This window comes from Mycobacterium interjectum (genome assembly GCF_900078675.2).
Taxonomy (GTDB): domain Bacteria; phylum Actinomycetota; class Actinomycetes; order Mycobacteriales; family Mycobacteriaceae; genus Mycobacterium; species Mycobacterium interjectum.
Window position 1 is genome coordinate 313,621 of record NZ_LT546236.1, and the last position, 2,659, is coordinate 316,279.

At 72.7% G+C, this 2,659-nt stretch carries 3 protein-coding genes; all 3 read right to left on the minus strand.

Features of this window, described 5'->3' with window-relative positions; genetic code table 11:
* Positions 1–576, minus strand: a 576-nt coding sequence (locus BN4348_RS31330; protein ID WP_142308629.1) for a PE family protein, incomplete at its 3' end; no start/stop codon positions are given.
* A 119-nt stretch (positions 577–695) separates the two neighbouring features.
* Positions 696–1,841 carry a trehalose-phosphatase gene (gene otsB, locus BN4348_RS31335; protein WP_066907851.1) on the minus strand — a complete coding sequence of 382 codons (1,146 nt, stop codon included), beginning with the start codon at positions 1,839–1,841 and terminating at the stop codon, positions 696–698.
* A 41-nt stretch (positions 1,842–1,882) separates the two neighbouring features.
* A partial coding sequence (locus tag BN4348_RS31340; RefSeq protein WP_211145640.1) for a WS/DGAT domain-containing protein occupies positions 1,883–2,659 on the minus strand: 777 nt, incomplete at its 5' end.

Below are 2,659 nucleotides of genomic sequence, written 5' to 3' on the forward strand. Positions count from 1 at the left end.
CCACCCGCCGTGGCCGCCGGCCCCACCGCTACCCCCCGCGCCGCCGCCGGCCACGCCCGATCCGCCGTTGCCGCCGGCGCCGCCATTGCCGATCAGCCCGGCGGACCCGCCGTTGCCGCCGTTCAGCCCGGAGCCGGCCGCTTGGGAGTAGCCGTTGCCGCCGTTGCCGTACAACAGCCCGCCGGCGCCGCCGTTGGGGCTGGCCGCGGTCCCGTCGGCGCCGTTGCCGATCAGCGGGCGCCCCAGCAGCGTCTGGGTCGGCGCGTTGATCGCGTCGAGCAAGCTCTGCTGCGCGTTGGCGGCCTCGGTGCCCGCATACGACACCCCGGCGTTGCTCAGGGCCTCGACGAACTGGTCGTGAAACGCGGTCGCCTGGGCGCTGAGCGCCTGATGCGCCTGGCCGTACTCGCCGAACAGCGTCGAGATCGCCGTCGACACCTCGTCGGCGGCGGCCACCGGAATCTGGGCCGTCGGGCCCGCCGCGGCCGCGCTTGCCGTCGTGATCGACGAGCGAATCGCCGCCAATTCAGTTGCCGCGGCCGCCACCAGGTCCGGCGATGCGATGACAAAAGACATGTCCGACCTCCCGAGTCGGCGGAAATATTAGCGCCCCTCGATACCGAGTGCATGGATTTGCGGCACTTTTCAGGACCTTGGCAGGCAATGACGGCGGTCCAATGACCAACGGTCGTAACTCAATTCACGCGGGCGTCACTCAACCGCTCCGCCAGCCGGTCGGTGAACTCGGCGACCCGGGCGGGGGTGTCCAGCGCGAACCGCGCGGCGGTGGCCCGGTCACCGTCCTCGCTGTGCCGCACCAGGATCGGGATGCCGTCGGCGCTGATGGCGTCGAACGCGTCCTCGTCGGTGATGTCGTCGCCGAAATAGAGCGGCAGCAGGGGCCCGGCGGTGGCCCGGTCGAGGTGGCCGATCACCCAGCGCAGGGTTTTGCCCTTGTCCCAGTCCATGTCCGGGCGCAGCTCGATGACCTCGCGGCCGGTGGTCACCCGAAGCGCGTCGCGCCGACCCGCCGCGCGCACCGCGGCGGCCACCTCACCGACGCGGTCCCGGGCGGCGTTGCGGTAGTGCACCGCCACGCCAAAACGCTTGTGCTCCACCATAACTCCAGGGATCGAGCCTAGCCTGTCGCGCAGCTCACCCGCCGCCTGGTCCAGCACCGGTATGGCCGCCGCCGCGTCCTCATTCTGGTGGTGCGTCCCGTCGGGGGCGGTCAGCTCGAAACCGTGGCTGCCGGCGTACCAGATGCCGGGTACGCCGAGGCGCTTCGTCACGTCGGCGAGGTCGCGGCCAGACAGCACCGCGACCGGACATTGCGCGGCCAACTTCCGCACCGCCTGCACCGCGCCGGCGACGGGCCGGGCCGAGTCGGGATCGTCGACGATGTCCGACAGGGTGCCGTCGAAGTCGTAGAACACCGCCGGCCTCCGGTCGGCCAGCGCGCCCAAAGCCTCGGACGCATCGGGCAGCTGGGACATCCGGCGGTCCCCGGTCCGCACGCCGAGCTCACGCGTGTCGGCGACCACCGCGTCGGCGCCGGAACGCCGGAGCGCGTCCGCGGCCCGGGAGCGGTCGACGCCGATGACCAACGCGAAGCCGGCGTCGCGCGCCGCCTGGACGGACGTCGGGTCGGCGGTGACCACGGCGCATCGGCCCGGGCGCACCGAGATCTCGTCGGCCGCCGCGCTCAGGGTGTCGCCCGACGAGAAGGCGCCGGTGCCGACGCCGGCGTCGCGCAGCCGCCCGACCAGCACCGGCGCGTCGCCCAACGCGGTGTCGAACAGCACCGCGTCATGGCGGCGCGGGTCGATGCTGACCTGCATGCACCAACCTTCTCACGGTGCCCGGCGCCGCCGGGTCCGGGTCAAAAACGCGCCGACGGGTGCGGGCGATACGCCTGGCTCGGGTGCCTGCGGGCCGCGCGCCTGCGCCGGTGGTCCTTGCCGAACAGCAGCACCGAATCTCCGCTGAGCGCCACCATCCGCGCCATGCCCAGCTCGATGCCGGCCGCCAACTCCTTGACGTCGGCCGCGGCGTCGTATTCGGCGGTGATGCCGAACACCACGTCGTCGCCGTAGCTGAGCACCGCGACCCCGGTGCTCAGCCGCACGGCGGTCGGGGGGATCGGCAGCAGCCGCTCCATCGTCCGGCCCATCAGCCGGAGCTGGTGGCGTGGCCCGGGCGTGTGGGTTCCCAGCGTCACAATGCCCGCGTGCGGCAGCCGGGCCAGCAGCTGTACTACGTTGCTGCGCAACAGCGCCGGCAGGCGGTTGAGCGCCGACTCCACGATGCCGGGTTCGCGCGTTTGGACCTTCCAGCGGTTGTGCACCGTGCGCAACTGCTGGACCGGGTCCTCGTGCTCGACGGGCAGATACGGCAGCACGGCCGAACGGACCGGCGCCGGCACCAGGGTGCGCAACGAGTCCGCGCGGGGCTCCTCGCCGCGGCGCAACAAGACCCGCCGGAACCCCTCGGTGATGGCCGCCAGCGCAACGTCGTTGACCGTCACACCGAATTTGCGGCATACCTTGTCGACGTCGGCGGCGGGAACCCGCACCGTGCCGTAGCGCCGCAGGACCGGGTCGACCGGCAGCCGTTCCGCCGGCCACATCGCCCCGACGAGGGTGCCGGCCAGCGCGGC